Here is a 16,583-nt window from a genome sequence, read left to right as displayed (position 1 = left end):
TTAGCGCCCGCACCCATGCCCGAGCCGCTCGTGTCGGTCGTCATTCCCGCGCGGAACGAGGCCCCCAACATCCTGCCCCTGGTCGCGGAGATCGAGGCCGCGCTGGCCGGCACCCCGCATGAGGTCGTCTTCGTGGACGACGGCAGCACGGACGACACCCCGGCCCGCCTGCGGGAGGCCGCGGCGACCGCCCCGGTGCGCCACCTGCGCCACCGCGCCGCCTGCGGCCAGTCCGCCGCAGTGGCCACCGGGGTCCGGGCGGCGCGCGGCGCCTGGATCGCCACCCTGGACGGCGACGGCCAGAACGACCCGGCCGACATCCCCCGCCTGCTGGCCCGCGCCATGGCGGCGCCGGGGCCGGTGCTGGTGGCCGGGCACCGGGTGAACCGGCGCGACACCTGGACCAAGCGCGCCTCCTCGCGCGTCGCCAACCGGGTGCGGGCGCGGCTGCTGCGCGACTCGACGCCGGATTCCGGCTGCGGGCTCAAGGTCTTTCCCCGCGCCTTGTTCCTGGATTTCCCGCGCTTCGACCACATGCACCGCTACCTCCCCGCCCTCGCCATCCGCGCCGGGGCCGAGGTGGTGAGCGAGCCGGTGAACCACCGCCCGCGGGTGCGCGGCGCCTCCAACTACGGCACGCTGGACCGGCTGGCGGTCGCCTTCCTCGACTTGGTGGGGGTGGCCTGGCTGCAGCGCCGCGGCCGCCGTCCGGAACTGGAGGAGCCGTGACCCCCGCCGCGCTGGGCCGCCTGCTGTTGCTGGTGGCCGGGCTGGCGGCGGTCGGCTGGATGCTGCGCACCGTCGGCGCCGTGCCGGGCACCAGCTGGGTGGACCTGCACGTGCGCGACGCCGGCTGGCGGGGCGAGGCCACCTTCCTGCTGCTGGGCATGGCCACCACCGGGCTGGGCCTGCCCCGCCAGGCCATCGCCTTCCTGGGCGGCTACGCCTTCGGCGCGCTGGAAGGCACCGCGCTGGCGCTGGCGGCGCAGCTGCTGGGCTGCGCCGCCGGCTTCCTCTGGGCGCGCGCCGTCGGCCGCGCCTGGGCGGAGCGCCGGCTGGCCCGCCCCGGCGCCGCCCGGCTGCGCCCGCTGGTGGACACGCTGCGCGCCCGGCCCTTCGCCGCCACGCTCGCGCTGCGCCTGTTTCCCGTCGGCAACAACCTGGCGACGAACCTGCTCGCCGGCGTCGCCGGGCTGCGCCCCCTGCCCTTCCTGGCCGCCTCCGCCCTGGGCTACCTGCCGCAGACCCTGGTCTTCGCCCTGCTGGGCAAGGGGGTGCGGGTGGACGGCGCCTGGCAGGTGGGGCTGTCGCTGGTGCTGCTGGCGCTCTCGGTGTGGCTGGGGGTGCGGGTGATGCGCCGCGCCGCCGCCTGAGGCGGGGTTGCCGCGCCGCGAGCCCGGACGCTATCAACGGGGGCGGGCCCCTTCCGTTCCCGCGCACGAGGCCCAGATGACACCCCCCGCCGCGGCCGCTTCGCACCGGCCGGGCACCCGCTTCCGCACGCTGCTCGTGGCCCTGGTCGCCGGGCTGGCGCTGCCGTTCCTGCTGCTGGCTGGCTTCGCCGTGTGGCAGGCCGCGCAGACGGAGCGCGCACGCTACGAATCGCAGCTGCTCTCCACCGCCCGGGCGCTGGCCATCGCCGTGGACCGCGAGCTGGGCCAGGCGCAGGCCCGGCTGGAAACCCTGGCCGCGCTGCCCACGCTGCGGCAGGGCAGCCTGGACGCCTTCGCCGCCATCGCCTTGCAGGGCTTGCCGACGGATGCCTCGGTGGTGGTGTACCGCGCCGACGGGGTGATCCGGCTCGTCGTCACCGCAGCCGGCGTCAACGCGAGCGAGACCGGGCAGCCCTCCCGGGCCGGCGAGTTCCTGCGCGCGGCGCTGGAGCCGGGCGGGCCGCGCATCTCCCCCGTGCTGACCGCCACCCCGTCGCGCCAGCCGCGCGTGCTGGTGGTGCGCCCGGTGCAGGTGGCCGGCGAGGCCCACCTGCTGGGCCTGTCGCTCGCCGCCAACCGCCTGCGCCGCATCCTGGAGGACCAGGGGCTGCCGCCCAGCTGGCGGGCCGCCGTGCTGGACGCGGAGCTGCGCGTGGGCGCGCGCACGCACATGGAGGAGGAGTTCATCGGCCGAGCGGCCCACCCGCGCATCGTCGCGCTGCTGGGGCGCGAGGCGGGCGGGCTGTTGCGAGACATCCGCACCATGGATGGGCTGCTGACCGTGCTGGCCGCCGCTCGTGCCCCGGAGAGCGGCTTCGCCATCGCCCTCGCCGCCCCGTCCGAGACCTGGTGGGAGCAGCTGCGGCGCACGCTGGGCCTGACCATCCTGCTGGGCGTGCTGGTGGCGCAGGCCGGGCTGGTGCTGGCGCTGTCGCTGGCCAGCCGCCTCATCCAGGCGCTGGACCGGCTGGGCGAGGCCGGCGCGCCCGCCACCGGCATCGCCGAGGTGGACGCCACCGCCCGCAAGCTCGCCAAGGCGCGCAGCATCCGCGACGCCGCGCTGGACGCGCTGATGGAGAACGAGGAACGCAGCCGGCTGACGCTGGAGGCCTTCGGCGGCGGCGGCGACGACTGGCACCCGGCCGAAGGGCGTGTCGTGCGCTCCGCCGGCCTGCTCGCCCTGGTCGGCGAGGCGGCGCATGACGCCACGCCGGGCTGGTGGACGGACCGCATCCACCCGGACGACCGCCCCGCCTGGTACGCGGCGCGGGAGCGGCTTTCCGCCGGCGACCGCCTGTTCGAGGCGCGCTACCGCGTCCGCCACGCCGACGGGCGCTGGGTGCACGCCTGGCACCGCTCCCTCGCGCTGCGCGACGCGCGCGGCGCCGTCACCCGCCTGGTCGGCTACGTGCTGGACGTCTCGGCCGAGGCGCAGGCGCGCGCCCAGGTCGCGCTGGTGGCGCGCGAGATGGACCACCGCGTCAAGAACAGCTTCGCCCTGGTGGCCGGCCTCGCCGCCGCCGCCGCAGCCGAGCACCCGGAGGCCGCGGCCTTCGCCGAGGAGCTGCGCGACCGGCTGCGCGCCATGGCCACGGCGCATGACCTGTCGCGCCTGGGCGCGGCGGGCGGCGCCACCAGCCTGGCCGAGCTGGCGCGCCGCCTGGGCCGGCCGCACGGGGCGGCCGTGGTGGTGGAGGGCGCCGACCTGCCCCTGGCCGCCGATGACGTGCAGCCCCTGGCGCTGGTGCTGCACGAGTGGCTCACTAACTCCGTGAAGCACGGCGCGCTGTCGCGGCCGGGCGGGCAGGTCGCCATCCGGCTGGCGGCGCGCGACGCGATGGCCGAGCTGCATTGGCGCGAGAGCGGTGGCCCGCCCGCCATGGCCCCGGCGGAACGCGGCTTCGGCGCCGAGCTGGTGCGCGCCACGGTCGAATCCCAGCTCGGTGGCCAGGCGGAGGAGGAATGGGCGCCCGAGGGGCTGCGCATCACCCTGCGCTGGCCGGCCGGGTCGGCCGCGGGATAGCGCCCCGGGCGGCGTCGCGCCTCAGGCCAGCGCCGCCTCCAGCGCCTCGGCGGTGAAGGGGCGGCGCAGCGAGCGGCGCTGCGGCACGGGGGCGCCCGCGGGCAGCAGCTGCACCACCTTGGCGCCCGCGCCCTCCAGCGTCGCCGCCGCTTCCGCCTCGCCCACCAGCGCGGCGTCGAAGCCGGGGCGCGCCCGTGCCAGGGCCGCCAGGGCGCCGGCCGCATCGGCTTCCACGCGCACCTCGTGCCCGGCCTCCTCCAGCGCCGCGCGCAGCAGCGCGGCCATGTCGGCGCGGCCCTCCACCAGCAGCAGGCGGCGCGGCGGCGGCGCGGGGCGGCCCGGCGGCGGCGCCGGGGCCGCCGCCCCCTCGCGGTCGCGCGGCAGCAGCAGCGAGACGGTGGTGCCGCGCCCCGGCGTGCTCTCGATGCGCAGGCCGCCGCCCGACTGCCGCGCGAAGCCGGCCGCCTGCGCCAGGCCCAGCCCGGTGCCGCGCCCGCGCTCCTTGGTGGTGAAGAAGGGCTCCAGCACCTTGGCCAGCAGCTCCGGCGGGATGCCCGCGCCGGTGTCGCGCGGGGCGATGCGCAGGAACTCGCCGCGCAGCGGCTCCGGCTCCCCGGCGCGTTCCGCCAGCACCTCGTTGGAAAGGGCGATGGCCAGGGTGCCGCCGCGCGGCATGGCGTCGCGCGCGTTCACCGCGAGGTTCAGCAGCGCCATCTCCAGCTGCACCGGGTCGGCCAGCACGGGCCAGGCCTCGGCGGGCAGGTCCATCTCCAGCCGGATGTCCGAGCGCAGGGCGCGCTCCAGCAGCGGGCGCATCCCCCCCAGCTGCTCCGCCGGCTCGATGCGGGCCGGGCGCAGCTCCTGCTCGCGCGCGAAGGCCAGGATCTGCGCGTTCACCGCCGCCCCCCGCTCCACCGCGCGGCGCATGGCGTCGTGCACCATGGCGCGGCTGTCGTCGTCCATCTGCCCCTGCTCCAGCAGGTTGAGGCCGGAGGTGACGACCTGCAGCAGGTTGTTCACGTCATGCGCCACCCCGCCCATGACGAGGCCGAGCGACTCCATCTTCTGCGCCTGCAGTAGCGCCGCCTGCGAGGCCGCGAGCTCCCCCGCGACGCGGCGCGTGGTGCGGCGCAGGGCCGCCACCCACAGCGCCGCCGCGCCGCCCAGCACCGCGGCGCCCCCCAGCGCGGCCAGCTGCAGGCGCTGGCGGTTCTGCGCGCGCTCCTGCGCCTCGCGCACCGGGTCGAACAGGAAGGCGCGGGTGTCCAGCGGGGCGTCGGGCACCAGCCCGGCGCGGGCCAGCAGGCGGTTCATGCGCTCCCACCGCTCAGGGTTCACGTTGCCCAGCTGCACGATGGGATGCAGCGTCAGCTCCCGCACGATGGGGATCTGGAAGCGGTTGAAGCCCCCCACGTCGCCGACGGCCAGCACGCGCGGGAACTCGCGCGGGATGCGCTCGGCCACTTCCTCGGGATTGTCCAGCGCCCAGGCCCAGCCGCGCAGCGCGGCGTCGCGGAAGGCTTCCACCAGCTTCGGGTCGGCGCGGGCCAGGCGGCGGTCGGCGAACAGGCTGTCGCCGTAGAAGGCGATGCCGTAGTCGGTGGGGCGCAGCTCGCCGAACTCCACCCCCAGCTCCCGCTGCTCCCAGGGGGCAGACAGGGAGTAGCCGAAGGTCATGTCGTACTCGCCCGCGGCCAGCGCGCGCAGCAGGCGGTCGGGCGCGTAGCGCACCACCTCCAGCCGCTCGGGGCTGATGCCCTCGGCGGCCAGCATGGCCAGCAGCTCCACGTCCAGCAGCTCGTTGCCCTGGTTGCGGCCCAGGCGCAGCCCCACCAGGTCGGCCGGCGAGCGCACCTCGCGCAGGCCGCGCCGGAAGTACAGCCGCGTGCCGGATTGCTGGAACAGCGTGGCGACGACGGCGATGGGCGCGCCCCGCGCATGGGCCAGCAGGATGCCGGCGTTGCCGGTGCCGAACTGCGCGCGCCCCGCCGTCACCTCCGCCACCGGGGCGCGGTAGGCGGGGCGGCCATCCGGGAAGGCGGAGCGGATCTCGGCGGCGAAGCCGGCCTCGCGGAAGAAGCCCTGCCACAGCGCGGCGTAGTAGCCGGCGAACTGGAACTGATGGTCCCATTGCAGGGCCAGCACCACCGGCCGCGCCTGGGCCAGGGCGGGCCGGGCCAGCGCCGCGGCCAGCCCCGCGCCGGCCAGGGCGCGGCGCGGCAAGGGCATGGGCAGGCTTACAGCTTCTCCAGCACCGCCTCGGCCTTGCTCACCTCGAAGGCGCCCGGCGCCTCGACCGCCACGTGGCTGACGACGCCGTCCTTGGCCACCAGCACGAAGCGCTGGCAGCGCACGCCCAGCCCGCGGCCGGTGAGGTCGAACTCCAGCCCCAGCGCCTTGGTGAAGGCGGCGGCGCCGTCGGCCAGCAGCGTCACCTCCTCGTTGATGCCCTGGTCCTTGCGCCACGCGCCCATGACGAAGACGTCGTTCACGCTCATGCAGGCCACGGTGTCCACGCCCTTGGCCTGCAGGGCGGCGCGCTGCTGCACGAAGCCCGGCAGGTGCTTGGCCGAGCAGGTGGGGGTGAAGGCGCCGGGCACGCCGAACAGCACGACGGTCTTGCCAGCGAAGATCTCGTCGGTGGAAACCTCCTTCGGCCCGTCGGCCGTGGCGGCCATGAGGGTGGCGGAGGGGATGCGGTCGCCGGGCTGGATGGTCATTGCGCGGGGGTCCTTGGAGCGGTTTTCCTTCGCCCCCGGCCTAACGGATTCGTCCAGCGCTGTCACGCTTGCAGGGGGCGGCGGGCGCCGCCATCTTCCCCCGCATGGCCAAGGACGACTGGAAGGCCGCCTTCGGCGGCGCGGCGGATGCGGGGCAGGATGGGCGGCTGGCCGGCCAGCTGCTGATCGCCATGCCCAGCCTGCAGGAAGGCCCCTTCGCGGGCACGGTGATCTGCGTCTGCGCCCATTCGGCGGAGGGGGCGATGGGGCTGGTGCTAAACAAGCCCATCCAGCGCCTGACCTTCGACGCGCTGCTCAAGCAGGTGGGCGTGGAGCCGGTGCCGCCGCAGCGCCGCATCGAGCTGGTGGCCGGCGGCCCCATGGAGGAGAGCCGCGGCTTCGTGCTGCACAGCGGCGAATGGCAGGCCGAGGGCTCGCTGGCGGTGGAAGGCGGCTTCGGCCTCACCGCCAGCGTGGACATCCTGAAGGCCATCGCCGGCGGCGGCGGGCCGCGGCAGTGCCTGCTGGCGCTGGGCTACGCCGGCTGGGGCCCCGGCCAGCTGGAGGACGAGATGGCGCGCAACGCCTGGCTGTCCGTTCCCGCCGACGCCGCCCTGGTGTTCGAGGGCGAGGCGGCCACCAAGTGGCGCCGCGCCCTCGCCAAGCTGCACGTGGACCCGCTGATGCTGAGCGCCACCGCGGGCCACGCCTGACGCCGCCTCAGGCGGCCGCCTTCCCGCGCTCCAGGAACTGCACGCCGAGCCGGCCGTCACGCATGTGGCGCACCTCCACCGGCGCCGCGGCGCGGCCCGGCAGGGCCAGCATGGCGCGCTGCCCGGGCCGGGCCGCGACCTCGCCCTCGAGCCCCACCCCGTTCTCCGACAGGTCGAGCACGCGCAGCCGGTGCTCCCGCCCGTCGAGGACCAGGCTGGCTTCCCCGCCATGCGGGCGCCGCTCCGCCGCGCGCCGGTCCACCTCGGGCACGGCGCTGCGCAGGATGCCCACCACCTGGGAGGACAGCGCGGCGGTGCCCTCGGCCAGGGCGGCGGTCTCGGTGCGGGTGCGCCCGGCGCGGTCGCCGGCTTCCCGCGCATCGGCCGCCACCTCGCCGATGCGGCGCGTCACCTCCCGCGCCGCCTCCGCGGCCTCGGCCACGTTGCGGGCGATGTCGCGCGTCGCGGCGTTCTGCTGGCCCACCGCGTCCGAGAGGTGAGCCGCCAGCTGGTCCATCCGGCCGACGGAGGCGGCGATGCGGCGCACCACGCTGACTGCGTCGTCGGTGCGCGTGCGCACCGCCTCGATCTGCGAGGCGATCTCCTCCGTGGCCTTGGCGGTCTGCGCGGCGAGGTTCTTCACCTCGCTCGCCACCACCGCGAAGCCCTTGCCGGCCTCGCCCGCCCGCGCCGCCTCGATGGTGGCGTTGAGCGCCAGCAGGTTGGTCTGCCCGGCGATGCCCTCGATCAGCCGCGCCACGTCGCCGATCTGCGCCACCGAGCCGGACAGGGCGACGATGGCGCGCTCCGTCTCGGCGCTGTCGGCGCTGGTGCCGCGGCTGACCTCCGCGGCCTCCCCCACCCGTTCCGTGATGGCGCGGATGGAGGCGGCCAGCTCCTCGGCCGCCGCCGCCACCGTCTCGGCCACCGCGAGGGATTGCGCGGCGGCGCCGTCCACCGCCGCGGCGTTGCCGTTCACCCGGCCGGTCGCGGCCTCCATCCCGGCTGCCTCCTCCGCCAGGTGCCGCGCCTGGTCCACCAGGGTGCGCATGGCGGTCAGGGTTTCGCCTTCCACGCGGTCGGCCATGGCGCGCAGGGCGGCCGCCTGGTCGGCCTGGGCGGCCTTGGCGGCGGCATCCTGCTCGGCGCGCAGGCGGCGGGCCTCCGCCCCCTCGGCGCGGAACACCTCCACCGCCGCGGCCATGGCGCCCACCTCGTCGCGCCGGCCCAGCCCGGGGGTCGCCGGCACCTCGCCACCCGCCGCCAGCTCGCGCATCGCCGCGGCGAGGCGGCGCAGCGGCGCCACCGCGCGCAGCGACCACGCGCAGATGCCCGCGCCGATCGCCAGCGCCGAAGCGAGCAGCCCCAGCATCAGCGCCTGGAAACCATCGGCGACGCCGCGCGCCTCGCTGGCCACGGCGCGGTTCTTCTCCTCCTGGAGGTCGATGAACTGGTTGATGCGCGCCAGCCATTCGATGAACAGCGGCCGCGCCTCCGCCATCAGGCGGCGATGCGCGCCCGCGGCGTCGCCTGCGGCGCGGGCGGCGATCACCGCCTCGATCACCGGCAGGGTGCGGGTTTCCGTCGCCTTGATGCTGGCGAGGATCTCCACTTCCCGCGGCGTCACCTCCCGCCCGCCCGCCATCATGGCGTCCAGCCGGACCGCGCTGGTCGCGTAGAACTGCGCCAGCCGGGTGATCTCCTCCAGCGCGGCGCGGCGCTCGCCCTCCGCCTCCAGCAGCACGACGTCGCGCAGGCTGATGGCGCGGTCATGCACGCTGCCGCGGAAGTTGATGGCGAAGCGCTGCTTGACGCTGTTGACGTCGTTCACCGTGGCCAGGCTCTCGGCGATGCCGTTCACCCGGCCCACCGCCACGGCGGCGAGCACGACCAGCAGGGTCAGCACCGCCGCGAATCCGGCGGCAAGGCGCACGGCGATGCCGCCGCGTGGCTTCGAGGGGTGGGCGTGGTTGGTCATCGGCCTCAGCGTGCTCCTCCGTGGGGGGCGGCAGGATGGCTGCGGAAGGGTTGAGGGACGGTGAACGGGCGCCGCGGTTCCACCCCGTCGCGCCGCGGCCTATCCTGGGCCGCATGAGCCTCCCTCCCCTCCTCCTCCTCGGCTGCGGCAAGATGGGGGGCGCGCTGCTGTCAGGCTGGCTGGAACAGGGCCTGCCGCCCCACAGCGTGGTGGTGGAGCCGCATGCGCCCGCCGTCGCCGCCTTCGCCGGGCGGGTTCGCCACGTCCCCAGCCCGGCCGGGGTGCCGGCGGGCTTCGCCCCCGCCGCCGTCATCCTGGCCACCAAGCCGCAGGAGGCGCCGGCCGCCCTGCCGCCGCTGGCGGGGCTGGCCGGCCCGGGCACGGTGTTCCTGTCCATCATGGCCGGACGCAGCGTGGCGGGCATGAACGCCCTGCTGGGCGGCCGGGCCGCCGTGGTGCGCGCCATGCCCAACACCCCGGCCGCGGTGCGCCAGGGCTTCACCGCGGCCTTCGCCGGACCGGGGGTGACGCCGCAGCAACGAGCGCTGTGCGACCAGCTGCTGGCCGCGGTGGGCGAATCCGCCTGGGTGGAGGAGGAAGGCCAGCTCGACGCCGTCACCGCCGTGTCCGGCGGCGGGCCGGCCTACGTGTTCCTGCTGGCCGAGGTGCTGGAGCAGGCCGCGCTGTCCCAGGGCCTGCCGGCGGCGCTGGCGCGGCGGATGGCCCGCGCCACCGTGGCGGGCTCCGGCGCCCTGCTGGCCGCATCGGCCGAGGACGCGGCGCAGCTGCGCCGCAACGTCACCAGCCCCAAGGGCACGACGGAGCGTGCCCTGGCGGTGCTGATGCGCGAGGGCGCCTGGCCCGCGCTGATGGAGGAGGCGATCGCCGCCGCCACCGCGCGGTCCCGCGAGCTGGCGGGATAGGGCGCGTCCCGCAAGCTGGAAGCGCGACGCCCTGGAGCGGAAACGCGCGTCAGCGCCGGCCCTGCGGCAGCACCTCGCTGACGCGCACGGTGGCCTGCTGCGGCCGCCCGCGCTCGAAGGTGCCGACCCAGATGTTGTAGTTGCCCGACTTGGGGCTGCGGAACACCACGCCGGGGTTCAGCCCGTCCCAGTCGTCGTTGCAGTGCCAGTTGCCGTCGGCGTCGTTGACCACGATGGTGGTGTCCACGCTGCTGACGGCGCTGATGACCAGCGGGTACTGCCCGGACTCGTAGTTCAGGTCCACGTCGGGGCGGGAGAAGTCGATCCAGCCGGCGCATTCGGGGCGGATGGCGGTGGCCTCGCGGTCGCCGCCGGCCTCCACGCGCACCTCGCGCGGGTCGGGCTCGAAGCCGGCGCGCAGGTTCAGCGTGGTGTAGCGGGGCTCGGCCCGCCAGTCGGGCAGCGCGCCCTGGGTCGGCTGCTTGGCCTGCTGCGCCAGCGCGCCACCGGCCAGCACGGCCCCCAGCACGGCCAGCGGGATGAGACGGTTCATGGCGACGGAGTCTCCTCGTGTCGGGAACGGAGCGTGGCGGCGGCGACGCGGCTTGTCAAAGCGGCGGCGCCCGCAGGTGCCAGTCGGTCTCGCGCTGGAAGGCGTCGGCGGCGCGCAGCACCGCGGCCTCGGCGAAGGGGCGGCCGATCACCTGCAGGCCCACCGGCAGGCCGCGCCCGTCAAAGCCGCAGGGGATGGAGGCGACCGGCAGGCCCAGGTAGTTGAACACCCGCGTGTTGGCCGACACGCCCATCATCCGCGGCCAGTTGGCCGGGTCGGCGTCCACGTCCGTCTCGGCCCGGCTGGGCACGGGGGTGCGCAGGGTGGGCGCCAGCAGGATGTCGTGCTCGCGGAACGCCTCGGCGCAGAAGGCGCGCAGCACGCCGCCGCGCCGGGCCAGCGCCTCGGCATAGGCGGCGGCCGGCACGGCATAGCCGGCGTAGATGCGGGCCGAAAGGTGCGGCGCGTAATCCGCCGGCCGCTCGCGCATCCATTGCGCGTGGATCATCGCCCCCTCGCTGCGCGACACCAGGGCGGTGTAGGTGGCGGCGGGCTTCAGGCTGGCCGGCGCCACGCCGCGCAGCAACGCCCCGCGCGCCCGCCAGGCGTCCAGCGCGGCGTCGAAGGCGCGCCGCACCTCCTCCTCGCAGCCCTCCGCCATCGGCTCGATCACGCCGATGCGCAGGCCGCGCAGGTCGCCGTCCAGCGCGGCCTCGTAGTCCTCCGCCGGCAGGGCGCTGCTGGCCGGGTCGCCCGCGCAGCGCCCGGCCAGCACGCCCAGCAGCCGCGCCAGGTCGCGCGCGGTGCGCGCCATCGGCCCGACATTGTCGCAGGAGAAGGACAGCGGCATCGCGCCGGTGCGCGGCACCCGTCCCTGCGTGGGCTTCAGGCCGGAGATCCCGCACATCGCCGCCGGCAGGCGGATGGAGCCGCCGGTGTCCGAGCCCAGCGCCCCCCAGCACATGCGCGCCGCCACCGCCGCGCCGGAGCCGGAGGAGGAGCCGCCGGTGCAGTAATCCCCGTTCCAGGGGTTGCGGGCGTCGCCATAGGGGCGGTTGTGGCCGGTGCCGTTCTGGGCGAACTCCGCCATGTTCAGCCGGCCCAGGTCCAGCGCGCCGGCGGCGTCCAGGCGCTCCAGCACGGTGGCGGTGCGCCGGGCAATGCGGTCGCGCCAGATCACGCTGCCCGCGGTGGTGGCGTGGCCCGCGCGGTCGAACATGTCCTTGTGCAGCAACGGCACGCCGGCCAGCGGGCCCGGCGCCTCGCCCTTGGCGCGCGCCCGGTCGGCGGCAAAGGCGGCCATGCGCGCCGCCGCCTCGTCCAGCCGCAGCACGGCGTTGGTCAGCCCCTGGGCGTGGCGGATGCGGCCCAGCGCGGCGTCGAGCAGGCGCGCGGCCGTCACCTCGCCGCGGCGGAAGGCGTCGGCGGCCTCGGTGAGCGGAAGCTCCAGCAGCGCCTCGGGCGTCATGGCGCGCGGCAGTCCTCCAGCGCCGCGGCGAACTCCGCGGGCTCGCAGTCGAAGGGGACGGTGCCGTCCAGCTCGGCCAGGGCGGCAATCACCGCCTCCAGCTCGGCCAGGGCCTGCGGCGCGGCGGCGGAGGGTGGGGCGATGCCGTGCCAGCGGCGGATGTAGTCCGCGAGCTGCAGGGCCAGGGCGGAGTCGGACATGCCCCGATGGTGCGGGCCGCCCACCCGCCTTGCCAAGCCCCCGCGCCCCGGCGCATCAGGGAGATGCAACCTTCACGGGAAAGCCCGGATGCTCCTTCGCCTCCTTGCCCTGCTCTTGCTGCTGGCGCCGCCGGCCCTGGCCGAGCGGCGCGCGCCCACCCCCGCCCAGCAGGCCCAGCACGAGCGCATGCGCGCCTGCAACGCCGACGCGCGCAGCCGCAACCTGGCGGGCGAGGGCCGCAAGGGCTTCATGCGCGAATGCCTGCGCGGCCAGGCGCCCGCGGCGGGCACCCAGCGCAACTGAGCCTCACCAGCGGCGGACGGGGCCGCAATCCAGGTGGACGAAGCCGTCGCGCCGGTACAGGCCGACGCCGCCGGTCTGCATCTCGGCGGCCGCGCGGGCGATGGCGGTGGCGGCGCGGTCCGGCAGGCGGCAATCCGCCGCCATGCCCGACATGTGCAGCGACACGCGGGACACCCGGCGGGATTCGCGGGCGCGCGCGGCGTTGGTCTCGGGCGCGCGGTAGGCGCTGATGACGTTCCAGGTGTCGTCGGAATCCAGCCGCCGCTGCACCTGGGACAGCACGTCGAACAGGCGCGGGTCCATCGGCGTCGCCTCGTCCATGCCGGGGTCGCGCAGCACCTCGTCCAGCCGGCGCAGGGCGTCGCGGTCGTAGCGGCCGTCGCGCCAGTAGACGCCGGAGAAGCTGTCGCCGGTCTGCACGCGGCGCACGGCGATGCGGCGGACGCCGCCGGCGCCGGATTGCGCCATGGCCGGCGCCGTCAGCAGCCCGAAGGCCGCGCCCAGCATGACGCGGCGGGACACGGGGGTGCAGGTCTCCCCGGCCGCGCAGGCCGGGCAGGCATCGTGGAAGAGTCGCATGCCTTCGTCCTCTGTCAGCTCCGCGCCGCGAGGGGGACGCGCGCGCCGCGGTGGTCCATGGCACGCGCGTAGGCCTCGTCCAGCCCGTAGATGTCCTGCCGGACGCGGACCTCGGCCCCCGCCACGGTGACGGTGGTGTAGTGCAGGCGGATGGGCATCTGCCGGCGCAGGGTGGTCACGGAGGTGGCGCGCGAGGCCAGGACGCGGTCCGCCCGCTCCCTGTCCCAGCCCGGCATGCCGTCCAGCACCAGCAGCAGGAAGTCCATCGGGCGCTCCAGCCGGATGCAGCCCGAGGAATGCGCACGGTCCGGGCGGCGGAAATACTGCCGGTCCGGCGTGTCGTGCAGGAAGATGTCGTCGTTGTTGGGCATGATGAACTTCAGCCGGCCCAGGGCATTCAGGTCCCCCGCATCCTGCCGCAGGAAGAAGGGGAAGCGGTCGGGATGGATGGCGCGCCAGTCCACCGTGGTCGGGTCTACCTCCACCACCTCGCCCTCGATGCGGCGGAAGATGCGGATGCCGCGGGCCTGCAACGCGGTGGGGTCGCGCCGCAGCCGGGGCAGCATGTCCTCCTTCGCCAAGCGGTGCGGCACGCCCCAGGGCGGGTTGAACTGCACGGAGGTCAGCCGCGTCACGATCATCGGCGTGGCGCGGGCGGGGCGGCCCACCACCACGGCCATGTCCATCAGGGTGCGCCCGTCCTCCAGCACCAGCAGCCGGTAGTCGGGGATGTTGACCTCCACCCTGCGCTCGCGCGGGGGGGCGGCCATGCCGCGGCGCATGTCCATCGCCACGCGCAGCTGGTTCACCTGCGCCTGCGGGGTGCGGTTCAGCGCCGCGAAGGTGGCAGCGCCGATGCGCCCGTCGGGCTCCAGCCCCGCCGCCGTCTGGAAGCGGCGCACGGCGGCCACCAGCGCGGCGTCGTACTCGCCGCCGGAACCGGGGCGCACGGCCAGCTGCGGGTCGGTGGCGGACAGGCGGGCGCGCAGCGCGGGCACCCGCGCGTCCAGCGCGCCGGGCTCCAGCGTGCCGCCGGCCGTGGGCACCGGCGTCCAGCCGGCCTGGGCGCGGGCGCGGGCGGCGGCCAGGGCGGCCTTCAGCGCCGGCATGTCGGGGTGCGCCAGGGCGGCGCGATCCAGCACCTCGGCCGGTTCCGCCGCCTCGGCCAGCTGGTTGATCCAGGGCTGCAGCGGGTTCGCCGCGGCGTCGCGCCGCAGGTCCACCCGGCCCGGCGGCGTGCCGGCGCGGCCCTGCACGAGGTCGGCCAGGGCTTGCCCAGTGGCGCGCAGCACGGCAGCGGGGTCGGCCGCGTTGCCGGCGTGCAGGTCGTACCAGCGGGGGTCCAGCCCGTCCTCCTCCAGGCGCAGCAGGCGCTGGCCGAGGCGGGCGATCGCCTCCGGCCCGGCGGCAACGGGGCGTGGCTGCGCGCGGCCGGAAGCGGGCGGGAGGGCAAGCGCCGCCACCCCGGCGAGGAAGGCACGACGGTCCATGCCGCCCTTCTACACGGCGGGGGCCGCCAAGGCAAAACCGCTCAGGTGAGGATCCAGGACATGACGACGACGCCCAGCGCCAGCAGGCCCAGGGCGCGCAGCAGGGTCCACACCTCGCCGCTGTCGCTCGCCTCGCCCTCGCGCGTGGAGCCGATGCGTCGGCGCGCCTGCGGCTTCATCGGTTGCCCGAGGCTCATGTCTTCCTCCCGTCACGTCGCTGCCATCATTCCGGCAGCGGCCGAGCGGGCGCAACAGATCGAAAGATGCATGCCCAGGAAGGCTGCGCGCGTCAGTTGTGGGCGCGTCAGCCCGGCTGGGGCACCAGATGGAGGATGGGCTCCCCCTCCTCCACGGCGTCGCCCGCCGCGTGGGGGGTGGCGGCGACGCGCCCGGCCATCGGGGCGTGGAACTTCAACTCGGTCTTCATCGCTTCCATCACCGCCACCAGCTGCCCCTCGGCCACCTCGTCGCCCGCCGCCACCAGCAGCTGCACTAGCCGCCCGGGGATGGGCGCCAGCAGGGTGCCGGCATCCTTGGCGGCTGCGGCGCGCGGCATCGCCTCCACCGGGCGCAGCCGCCATGCCTCGCCCGGCAGCGTGACCAGGATGTCGTCGCCGCGCCGCTCCAGCCGCGCGCCCGCCGCGTCGGGCGCCGCGCCGTCCACCGTGGCGCCATGCGGCCCGCGGGCCACGCGGTGCTCGCTGGTCTGGAAGCCGTCGCCCCAGGCCTCCAGGCGGGCGGCGGCGCCGTGCAGGCGGAAGCCGTCGCGGCGCGACCACGGGGCGTTCGGTGGCCCATGCGGCAAGGACAGCGCGGCGGCCAGCAGCCCGGGCGGCACCGGGCGGGGCGGGGCCAGCAGCGCAGCGGCGTGGCGAGGGATGAAGCCGGTGTCCAGCTCCAGCGCGCGCAGCGCCCCGTGCCGCGCCAGCCGCCGCAGGAAGGGCAGGTTGGTGGGGAAGCCCTCCAGCGCGGTTTCCTCCAAGGCCGTCGCCAGCCGGTCCAGCGCGGCGTCCCGGTCCGGGCCCCAGGCGATCAACTTGGCCAGCATGGGGTCGTAGAAGGAGGTGACGGCGTCGCCGGCGCGGAAACCGGCATCCAGCCGCAGTCCCTCCCCCTCCGGCACCTCCAGGCGGGTGATGCGGCCGGTGGAGGGGCGGAATTCCTGCGCCGCATCCTCGGCATAGAGGCGCACCTCCACCGCGTGGCCATGCGGCGCGGGCGGGAAATCCGGCGGCAGCGCCTCCCCGGCGGCGATGCGGAGCTGCCATTCCACCAGGTCCAGCCCGGTGACCATCTCGGTGACCGGGTGCTCCACCTGGAGGCGCGTGTTCATCTCCAGGAAGAAGGCGTCGTCGCCCTCGACGATGAACTCCACCGTGCCCGCATTGACGTAGCCGACCGCCTTCGCCGCATCCACCGCCGCATCGTGCAGCCGTTGGCGCAGGGCGTCGTCCAGCGCCGGAGCCGGCGCTTCCTCCAGCACCTTCTGGTGGCGGCGCTGCACCGAGCAGTCGCGCGTGTGCAGGTGGATGATGCGGCCGTGCGCGTCGCCCAGCACCTGCACCTCCACATGGCGCGGGCGTTGCAGGTATTTCTCCAGCAGCACGCGGTCGTCGCCGAAGGCGGCCTTGGCCTCGCGCCGGGCGCCGGCCAGCTCGGCGGCGAAGTCTTCGGCGCGCAGGGCGGGGCGCATCCCCTTCCCGCCCCCGCCGGCGCTGGCCTTGATCAGCACGGGGAAGCCGATGCGCGCGGCATGTTCGGCCAGCGTGGCGTCGTCCTGCGCCTCGCCATGATAGCCCGGCACGGTGGGCACGCCGGCGGCGACCATCAGCCGCTTGCTCTCCGCCTTGGAGCCCATGGAGCGGATGGCATCCGGCCCCGGCCCGACGAAGGCGATGCCGGCGGCGGCGCAGGCCTCGGCGAAACCCGCGTTCTCGCTGAGGAAGCCGTAGCCGGGATGGACGGCCTCCGCCCCCGTGCGCCGCGCGATGTCGAGGATGAGGTCGGCGCGCAGGTAGGATTCCGCGGCCGGGGCCGGGCCCAGCCGATGCGCCTCATCCGCCGCCTGCACATGCAGCGCGCCGGCATCGGCATCCGAGAACACGGCGACGGTGCGGATGCCCATGCGCCGCGCCGTGCGGGCGATGCGGGCGGCGATCTCGCCCCGATTGGCGATGAGCAGGGTGCGGAACATGGCCG

General features: G+C 76.0%; 15 protein-coding genes and 1 pseudogene. 6 read left to right on the top strand and 10 right to left on the bottom strand.

Annotated elements, in window-relative coordinates; all coding sequences use genetic code 11:
• The first annotated feature begins 15 nt into the window (after positions 1-15).
• The 3 genes from ACI6QG_RS02000 to ACI6QG_RS01990 all read left to right on the top strand — a co-directional run bounded on the left by ACI6QG_RS02000 (position 16) and on the right by ACI6QG_RS01990 (position 3,456).
• Complete coding sequence (locus ACI6QG_RS02000) at positions 16-729, top strand: glycosyltransferase family 2 protein (protein ID WP_407022882.1); 714 nt, start codon at positions 16-18, stop codon at positions 727-729.
• Positions 726-1,373, top strand: a complete 648-nt coding sequence (locus ACI6QG_RS01995) for a TVP38/TMEM64 family protein (protein WP_407022881.1) — start codon at positions 726-728, stop codon at positions 1,371-1,373. Before ACI6QG_RS02000 ends, ACI6QG_RS01995 begins: the two co-directional genes overlap by 4 nt.
• A gap of 76 nt (positions 1,374-1,449) precedes the next feature.
• The gene (locus tag ACI6QG_RS01990; RefSeq protein WP_407022880.1) at positions 1,450-3,456 is read left to right on the top strand and encodes a PAS domain-containing protein; all 2,007 of its coding nucleotides are present in this window, start codon (positions 1,450-1,452) and stop codon (positions 3,454-3,456) included.
• Between the two features lie 21 nt (positions 3,457-3,477).
• Here ACI6QG_RS01990 and ACI6QG_RS01985 read toward each other — a convergent pair whose 3' ends face one another.
• Complete coding sequence (locus ACI6QG_RS01985; RefSeq protein ID WP_407022879.1) at positions 3,478-5,685, bottom strand: ABC transporter substrate-binding protein; 2,208 nt, start codon at positions 5,683-5,685, stop codon at positions 3,478-3,480.
• Between the two features lie 8 nt (positions 5,686-5,693).
• On the bottom strand, positions 5,694-6,176 hold the full coding sequence (locus ACI6QG_RS01980) for a peroxiredoxin (protein WP_407022878.1): 483 nt from the start codon (positions 6,174-6,176) through the stop codon (positions 5,694-5,696).
• Positions 6,177-6,280: 104 nt separating this feature from the next.
• Here ACI6QG_RS01980 and ACI6QG_RS01975 point away from each other — a divergent pair, with 104 nt between their 5' ends.
• Complete coding sequence (locus tag ACI6QG_RS01975) at positions 6,281-6,889, top strand: YqgE/AlgH family protein (RefSeq protein WP_407022877.1); 609 nt, start codon at positions 6,281-6,283, stop codon at positions 6,887-6,889.
• A gap of 7 nt (positions 6,890-6,896) precedes the next feature.
• On the opposite strand, the pseudogene ACI6QG_RS01970 reads toward ACI6QG_RS01975, so the two are convergent.
• Positions 6,897-8,816: pseudogene (locus tag ACI6QG_RS01970) on the bottom strand (methyl-accepting chemotaxis protein); the annotation flags it as partial.
• Between the two features lie 164 nt (positions 8,817-8,980).
• On the opposite strand from ACI6QG_RS01970, the gene proC reads away from it, so the two are divergent.
• Complete coding sequence (gene proC, locus ACI6QG_RS01965) at positions 8,981-9,790, top strand: pyrroline-5-carboxylate reductase (protein ID WP_407022875.1); 810 nt, start codon at positions 8,981-8,983, stop codon at positions 9,788-9,790.
• A 49-nt stretch (positions 9,791-9,839) separates the two neighbouring features.
• Here proC and ACI6QG_RS01960 read toward each other — a convergent pair whose 3' ends face one another.
• Genes ACI6QG_RS01960 through ACI6QG_RS01950 form a run of 3 tightly spaced genes read right to left on the bottom strand, consistent with a single transcriptional unit; the run spans position 9,840 to position 12,011 of the window.
• On the bottom strand, positions 9,840-10,343 hold the full coding sequence (locus ACI6QG_RS01960) for a hypothetical protein (protein ID WP_407022874.1): 504 nt from the start codon (positions 10,341-10,343) through the stop codon (positions 9,840-9,842).
• Positions 10,344-10,398: 55 nt separating this feature from the next.
• A complete protein-coding gene (locus ACI6QG_RS01955) occupies positions 10,399-11,811 on the bottom strand; it encodes an amidase (protein WP_407022873.1) in 1,413 nt (470 codons plus the stop codon).
• Positions 11,808-12,011 (bottom strand): hypothetical protein, encoded by a 204-nt coding sequence (locus ACI6QG_RS01950; protein ID WP_407022872.1) that lies wholly within the window; start codon positions 12,009-12,011, stop codon positions 11,808-11,810. The genes ACI6QG_RS01955 and ACI6QG_RS01950 overlap by 4 nt, the downstream gene beginning before the upstream one ends.
• 88 nt (positions 12,012-12,099) lie before the next feature.
• Between ACI6QG_RS01950 and ACI6QG_RS01945 the strand changes: the two genes are divergently transcribed.
• A complete protein-coding gene (locus tag ACI6QG_RS01945) occupies positions 12,100-12,315 on the top strand; it encodes a PsiF family protein (protein ID WP_407022871.1) in 216 nt (71 codons plus the stop codon).
• 3 nt (positions 12,316-12,318) lie between these two features.
• Here ACI6QG_RS01945 and ACI6QG_RS01940 read toward each other — a convergent pair whose 3' ends face one another.
• The 4 genes from ACI6QG_RS01940 to ACI6QG_RS01925 form a co-directional block, all read right to left on the bottom strand.
• A complete protein-coding gene (locus ACI6QG_RS01940; RefSeq protein WP_407022870.1) occupies positions 12,319-12,894 on the bottom strand; it encodes a peptidoglycan L,D-endopeptidase MepK in 576 nt (191 codons plus the stop codon).
• Between the two features lie 14 nt (positions 12,895-12,908).
• Positions 12,909-14,384: a L,D-transpeptidase family protein gene (locus tag ACI6QG_RS01935; RefSeq protein ID WP_407022869.1), complete on the bottom strand. Its 1,476-nt coding sequence runs from the start codon at positions 14,382-14,384 to the stop codon at positions 12,909-12,911.
• A 41-nt stretch (positions 14,385-14,425) separates the two neighbouring features.
• Complete coding sequence (locus ACI6QG_RS01930; RefSeq protein ID WP_407022868.1) at positions 14,426-14,581, bottom strand: hypothetical protein; 156 nt, start codon at positions 14,579-14,581, stop codon at positions 14,426-14,428.
• Positions 14,582-14,688: 107 nt separating this feature from the next.
• Positions 14,689-16,578 carry an acetyl/propionyl/methylcrotonyl-CoA carboxylase subunit alpha gene (locus tag ACI6QG_RS01925; RefSeq protein WP_407022867.1) on the bottom strand — a complete coding sequence of 630 codons (1,890 nt, stop codon included), beginning with the start codon at positions 16,576-16,578 and terminating at the stop codon, positions 14,689-14,691.
• Positions 16,579-16,583 lie beyond the last annotated feature (5 nt).

The organism is Sabulicella flocculans (assembly GCF_045449635.1).
GTDB lineage: Bacteria > Pseudomonadota > Alphaproteobacteria > Acetobacterales > Acetobacteraceae > Roseococcus.
This window is presented reverse-complemented; position numbering and strand designations above follow the sequence as displayed.